The organism is Chloroflexota bacterium (assembly GCA_016875535.1).
GTDB lineage: Bacteria > Chloroflexota > Dehalococcoidia > SHYB01 > SHYB01 > VGPF01.
Genome location: VGPF01000071.1, coordinates 1 through 6,411, shown reverse-complemented (window position 1 = coordinate 6,411; position 6,411 = coordinate 1). Strand labels below are relative to the sequence as shown.

The window sequence follows — 6,411 nt, the reverse complement described above, 5'->3', positions numbered from 1 at the left end:
TCATCTCTTCGAAGGCGGTCGTTTGCGGCAGCTTGGGCATGTCCTGTTCGACTGGCAGGGCGAAGGAGAACTGGGCGGTCACCGGCCTGTACCGGAGCCCGGCTTCCCATCGCGCCTGCCTGCCCGTCGTTGACAATCTTCTTGCGTACGCAGGACACTCCACCTCAAATGGCTTTGTAGGAGGGAGTACCATGATTGCTGGCACCATGGAGCAGGTCAGGGCCTTGCTCTCTCGGGGAGAAACCAGTAGAGACGTTATCGAGATGGGGTATGCCCCAGGGACGGTGTACAAGGTTCAGAGGGAGTTGAGACGTGCGCATGTACAGTCCCGAACCCATCAACAGCCTGGAGTACTTCGGCTAGACGCTGTACTAGGACCTCAGGACGAGGGGATGTCCCTTGTCACCCACATCACTCCCCCGCCAACATGCCTAATATGTGGGAAAGTGTCTGTGCACTGGCTTATGTGTACGCTGTGCAATCGCCTCATTCCGGCAGACTGCGACTGCTCTGAAAAGTTCACCGAGGCGACTCACGGATGGACTATTCACCAGCTTGTCCGCGGTTCAAAGGATGCGTCGACCCATCAAAATGAAATTACGGTCGGCAAAGGGCACACGACGACTCCTGAGGCAGGCGCCGACGAAGAGTAGTCTCTGTCAATTGGTCAACGATAGTCGCGGTTTCATCCACGATTTTCCTCGTAGCTGTCTTTCGGCGTAGGCTTCTTTTCTTGGTTGCATTCTCAGGAGCCGTTAAGACCATAACCAACTGCCACCATGATTTCACCTGGGCGACGAGGTCTGGGAAGTGCTCCTCGATGGCTTTCAACAGCGCTCTTTTGTCGCTCCAAAGACTCTCGGCCTCAATTAGTTGAAAGGGTACGGGCCACGAGGTTTTTGCGCCTCGGAGGCACGGTACTTTGTCACCGGGTCCCAAGCGTATGGAGGAGCCGATCGGGACGAGGTCTTGTAACTCGTCACGCACGTCTTTAAGGACAGAGAGGACGTCATCATGATGCCTCTGGTCTGGTCGGCCAGTTTGACCCCGATTTGAGGTAATGCGGGAGGCAAAGTTTGGATCTACCGCGGAGCAAGGGCGCTTATCGCCATCAAGCCAAAGCCATCATTCCTACCGGTTTTCCAGGTGGCGACTACGAAGGTTAATTCGAGTATCGAGTTGATACAGGAAGGGGCCCCCGGCGCGTTCCGGAAGGCCCCTGTGTTCCAGGTGGAGACGGGGGGGAGTCGCACCCCCCGTCCAGATGAATCCTGACCCGAAACGTCTACGAGCGTAGCCGGTGTTTGTGTCTCACCCTGAGGTTGCTCACCCGGCATCGCTCCTCAGGACCAGCCGATGGGCCTTTCGGCCCTCTTCAGCGCTGCCATCGGCGTTACAGCGCCAGCACCTCGATATAACGGCGCCTGTCCTTCGGCCTCGAGGAGGGCCTCCGGCAGACGTCACAGCCTAATTAGGCTGCGAGGGCGAGTTGTCTGTCGCCAGTTACTTGTTGCCACTTGTTTAACGAGAACAGTGACGATCTCGGCTCGCAGTCTCGGCAGGGCACTCACCTGTCGAAGCTACGCGTCCCCATACCCTTTAGATTCTAACACCCGGGGGAAGGATTCTTGGCCTCCCCGGTTTGCTTCCCATCCCTTGCCCCTTCTCCTACGCCTTTACCCGGACGGCCTGCTGGATGCGCCGCGCCGCCTCCCGCTTGGCGATGGCCTGGCGCTTGTCGTACTTCGCCCGGCTCCGCGCCAGCCCAAGCTCGATCTTGGCCCGGTGGTGCTTCAGATAGAGGCGCAGGGGCACCAGGAGCAGGCGCTCCGTGGAGATGCGCTCCACCAGGTTGTTGATCTGCTTGCGGTGCAGGAGCAGCTTCCGTGTCCTGGTTGGCTCATGGTTCTGGTAGGAGGCTGATGTGTAGATGGGGATGTGGACGCCGTAGAGCCACAGCTCGTTCTTGTACGGGCGCGCATACCCCTCCGCGATGTTGATGCGGCCCTCTCGGATGGACTTCACCTCCGAGCCCATGAGGGCGATGCCCGCCTCTATGGCCTGGAGGATCTCATAGTCGTGCCGCGCCTGGCGGTTGGTGGCGATGACCTTGAAATCGCCGCCGTCAGCCTGCGCTTGGCGCGCGGCCTTGGCCTGCCGACGCTGTACTTTGGATTTCACTCTTGAGCACCTCGATGGCCTTGGCGATCTGGGGGTCTCTCCCGGCCGCCTCGTCTTCCTGGGTACGATCAACGATGATATCAGGCGTGATACCCACTTTACTGATCTGCAGGCCGTTCGGCGCGTGCCACTTGGCAGTGGTGAGGCGCACGCTCGAGCCGTCGCTCAGGGTGTAGGCCTGGTTCACGGAGCCTTTGCCGAAGGTCTGCGTGCCGATGACCTTCGCCCTAGCGCGCGCCTGGAGCGCCCCGGAGACCACCTCGCTGCCGCTGGCGCTGCCGTGGTTCACCAGCACCACCAGGGGCACCTTCTGCGCCAGCCCGCCGTCGTTCACCTTCCAGTCGGTGCGCTTGCCGTCGCCGTCCACGTCATACAGCACCAGACCGTCCTTGAGGAACTGGCTCGCCACGTCCACCACTACATCAAGATAGCCGCCTGGGTTGTTCCGCAGGTCAAGGATCATGCCGGCGGGACGCTTCGCCATCACGTCCTTCAGCTGCTCCTTGAACTCCTCGTCCGTGTTCGGCTGGAACCGGGAGATGCTGATGTGGACGATGCCGTCCGCCAGATCCTCCGTGTCTACGGTGATCCGGCGTATCTCATCGCGCGTGAGGGTGAAGGTGAGAGGCGTGGTCTGAGGCGGGCGCAGGATTTCTAATGTGATCTTGGTGCCTTTGGGACCGCGCACCTTATTGATGACATCCATCTCAGGCACGTTTTCCACAGAGGCGCCGTCAATCTTGATGATGATGTCCCCTGCCCTGATGCCGGCCTTCTCCGCTGGCGATTTGCGGATAGGCGCGATCACTACCGGGTAGCCCTCTCGCGTAAGGATCTCCACGCCGATGCCCTCATACGTCCCCTCCAGCTGTTCCCGCACCTCTTCCTGCCGTGATTTGGGGATGTACTGGCTGAATGGGTCTTCCAGGCTGGCAATCATGCCGCGGATGGCACCCTCGGCCAGCTTCTTATCGTCCAGAAGCTTCTTATCGGCGTAGTGCCCCTTGACCTGCTGGTAGGCTTCGAAGACGGTGCGGAACTCTTTGCTTGTCTCCTCCGGCAGGTTCGCTCGCTCGTTCTCCGTGCGCAGGCTCAGGCAGGCGGAGAGCGCCGATGTGGAGAGGATGACGAGAAGGATAAGGGCAAACCACCTGGTTGCCTGTTTGGATGGGAGGTTCATGGCTGGCCTGCTTCCTGGGAAAGTTTCTGAACGGCGGGGCAATGAAAAAGGGCCTAGGACCGGCCCTTGCGTACTCCACGTATTATAACGGCTGAACCTTTTCCCCCGGATTTGCTGCTTGAAGGAGCCCCCCTGTGCCAAGACTTCCCCTGCCCACGCGCGATAGCCTTTCTCAGCCGGCCCAGGCCGCCTACGACCACATCGCCAAGACGCGCGCGGCGATCCCGCCCTCCATCCTCGTGCTGCTTCATAGCCACGATATGGCCAGGCGCGTGGCCGACCTGAGCGATGGCGTTGTCAATCACTCGACGATCGAGGAGCCCGTTCGCGCCATCATCGGGTTGACTATCGCGAGAGAGGTGGGCTGCTACTACTCCTGGCAGGCCCAGGAAGAGCTGGCGAAGAAGACGGGCCTCCGGCAGCTTGTGGTGGACGGCATCAGGAACAGGACGACTAAGGGCATGCTTCCCAAGGAGAGCGTCTTTGTTGACTATGCGAAGCAGGTCTTCGCCAGGCGCGTCAACGATCCGACCTTCGCCGCCATCGAGCACTTGATGGGGAAAGAGGGAGCCGTTGATCTGACCATCGCCATCGGCTACTTCATCATGATGTTCAGCATGGTGGAGGCCTTCGGTATCCAGCCGTCGCCAGGCTATCCTGCGCCATTCCCGAAGAGCTAGGCCATGACGGTGCGGCCGGATTGACACAGAAGAGCGCCCTGGATAGTCTCCTGCCATGGCTACACTGAACATCGGTCTCTCCTCTCGTCCGAGCCAGGAATCGTTGGACCTCATCGTTTCAGTATCGCCGCAGATCCGCCTGCTGGACATAAGCGAACATCTTGCGCAAGAGGCGGAGTCCCCGGCGGCGAAGGCCAAGGCCGATGAGATGCTGGCGCAGATCGAAGTCCTATTCCTTGGGCGCCTGCCGCCGGACCTGGCCAAACGCGCTCCAAAGCTTAGGTGGGTGCAGTGGCTCGGCACCGGCGTGGACCACCTGGTGCGCGGCGGCCTCTTCGAAGGGAAGCACTACCAGATCACCAACGTCTCCGGGACGAACGCTCTGGCCATCGCCGAGCATGCCTTCATGTTCATCCTGATGTGGGCCAAGAAGGCGCCCGGTTGGATGGAGCAGCAGCGGAACGCCGATTACAAGCGCGACTCGGTGCGGCCGGACTTCACTGAGGGTCGGACGCTGGGTGTTCTAGGCCTTGGCCCTATCGGTATGGAGTCGGCGCGCTTGGGCAAGGCCTTTAGGATGCGCGTTCTAGGCATACGCCGCTCCGCCGCAGCCCTTCAGCGCAACGTTGGCGATGTGGATGAGCTGTGGCCTCCTTCGCGCCTCCACGAGATGCTGGGGCAGTGCGACTATATCGTGAATGCGTTGCCCCTGACCAAGGAGACGGAACACATCATCGGCGCGCCGGAGTTCGCCGCGATGAAGCGGACGGCCTTTTACGTCAACGTGGGCCGAGGCAAGCTGGTGGATGAGGCGGCGATGGTGCGGGCGCTCCAGGAAAAGCGCATTGCCGGGGCGGGGTTGGACGTCTTCGAAACGGAGCCGTTGGCAAAGGAAAGCCCCCTCTGGGCCATGCCCAACGTCTTTATCACGCCGCACGTCTCGGGCGATGTCATAGACAACCGGGACCGCGCCGTGCGCTTTTTCGCTGAAAACCTGAAGCGGTACCTGAACGGCCAACCGCTCAAAAACGTCGTGGATGTGGAGCGCGGCTACTAAGCCGTCCCTGGCGAATCTTGGCCGGTTCAGGCATCATCTAACGGGTACCTGCACCGAAAGGAACGCCATGACCACCACAAGCGCCTCCCGGTCCGTGAGCCGGGTTGTTCAGACCGTACAGACCTACGAAGGGGCCGGATTCCCGGTTCGACGCCCCTTCCCTACCCAAACACAGATGGACTTCGATCCATTTCTGTTGCTGGATCACCTTGGACCCGTTGACTATCCGCCTGGGGAGGCTAAGGGAGCGCCGGACCATCCACACCGGGGGTTCGAGACCGTGACCTACGTGCTGGAAGGCCGCATGGAGCACAAGGACTCGGCGGGGAATGCAGGCAAGCTGGGCCCTGGCGATGTGCAGTGGATGACGGCCGGCGCAGGGGTTGTGCATTCGGAAATGCCGGAGGAGGCCTTCCTGAACAAGGGCGGGCGTCTCCAAGGCTTCCAGCTCTGGGTGAACCTGCCGCGCAAGGAGAAGATGATCGCGCCGCGGTACCAGGACACGCCATCGGCCAAGATACCGGTGGCAACGAGTGAAGACGGCGCCGTGCGTGTGAAGGTTATCGCGGGGGAATCCCTGGGGAAGCGGGCAGTGATAGAGACGCGCACGCCCATCGCCTACCTGCATTTCACCTTACAGCCCGGGGCGACGTTCTTCCAGCCTACGATGAAGGACCACAACAGCTTTGCCTACGTCATCAGCGGGCGCGGCAAGTTCGGCTTCAACGCTCGCGAGGCGAAAGAGGGCCAGGCGGTCTTCTTCGCCGGGGATGGGGAGAGCGTTTCCCTCGAGAATGTTGACGCGAAGCTGCCCCTGGATGTGCTGGTGATCTCCGGGGTGCCTCTGCGAGAGCCTGTGGTGCGTTACGGTCCCTTTGTGATGAACACCCGTGAGGAGATCATCAAGGCTTTTGATGATTTCCAGAGCGGGCGCATGGGGTATATCGCGCACTAGGGTTTGCGGCAAGCTCGCGCCCCAAGGGTGGCCCTGAAGGGCCACGCCTACCAGGAGAGGAGGGGCGAGCCGCGAAGACTTGTCTCACTCCTACGCCGGATTGGGTTGCGGGAGCAACCCGGAGAGCGTAGGCCCGTTCGTCGTGGCGATTGGGGATCACCGCTCCTCAGGGGGACAGAGGGGGCGCCCCGCGCGATGGACCCAGGGCGCGTGCCCCGCGCCCCTACGCTGTGGTTTCTCCTTTCAGGTGAGATGGGTGTGGGGATGGGTGTGCTGCAGAGGGCCCGACGGTGTGCCATGGGTGGACGCGTCCAGCAAAGGTGCGGGCGTCTAACGTTCCCGGAAGGCCGGGACAGGG

The 6,411-nt window shown here is 61.3% G+C and carries 5 protein-coding genes and 1 other RNA gene; 3 read left to right on the top strand and 3 right to left on the bottom strand.

Translation table 11 applies throughout. The features are described 5' to 3' along the window. Nucleotides 1–1,228: 1,228 nt before the first annotated feature. From ssrA to FJ039_12385, 3 genes are all read right to left on the bottom strand, one after another. Nucleotides 1,229–1,592, bottom strand: a transfer-messenger RNA (tmRNA) gene (gene ssrA / locus FJ039_12395). A 76-nt stretch (nucleotides 1,593–1,668) separates the two neighbouring features. Continuing rightward, nucleotides 1,669–2,181, bottom strand: a complete 513-nt coding sequence (smpB, locus tag FJ039_12390) for an SsrA-binding protein SmpB (protein ID MBM4406947.1) — start codon at nucleotides 2,179–2,181, stop codon at nucleotides 1,669–1,671. Beyond that, on the bottom strand, nucleotides 2,126–3,361 hold the full coding sequence (locus tag FJ039_12385; GenBank protein MBM4406946.1) for a S41 family peptidase: 1,236 nt from the start codon (nucleotides 3,359–3,361) through the stop codon (nucleotides 2,126–2,128). The genes smpB and FJ039_12385 overlap by 56 nt, the downstream gene beginning before the upstream one ends. 134 nt (nucleotides 3,362–3,495) lie before the next feature. On the opposite strand from FJ039_12385, the gene FJ039_12380 reads away from it, so the two are divergent. The 3 genes from FJ039_12380 (at nucleotide 3,496) to FJ039_12370 (ending at nucleotide 6,053) form a co-directional block, all read left to right on the top strand. Further along, on the top strand, nucleotides 3,496–4,041 hold the full coding sequence (locus tag FJ039_12380; GenBank protein ID MBM4406945.1) for a hypothetical protein: 546 nt from the start codon (nucleotides 3,496–3,498) through the stop codon (nucleotides 4,039–4,041). Between the two features lie 55 nt (nucleotides 4,042–4,096). Further along, a complete protein-coding gene (locus tag FJ039_12375; protein ID MBM4406944.1) occupies nucleotides 4,097–5,098 on the top strand; it encodes a D-2-hydroxyacid dehydrogenase in 1,002 nt (333 codons plus the stop codon). A 67-nt stretch (nucleotides 5,099–5,165) separates the two neighbouring features. Continuing rightward, nucleotides 5,166–6,053: a pirin family protein gene (locus FJ039_12370; GenBank protein MBM4406943.1), complete on the top strand. Its 888-nt coding sequence runs from the start codon at nucleotides 5,166–5,168 to the stop codon at nucleotides 6,051–6,053. Nucleotides 6,054–6,411 lie beyond the last annotated feature (358 nt).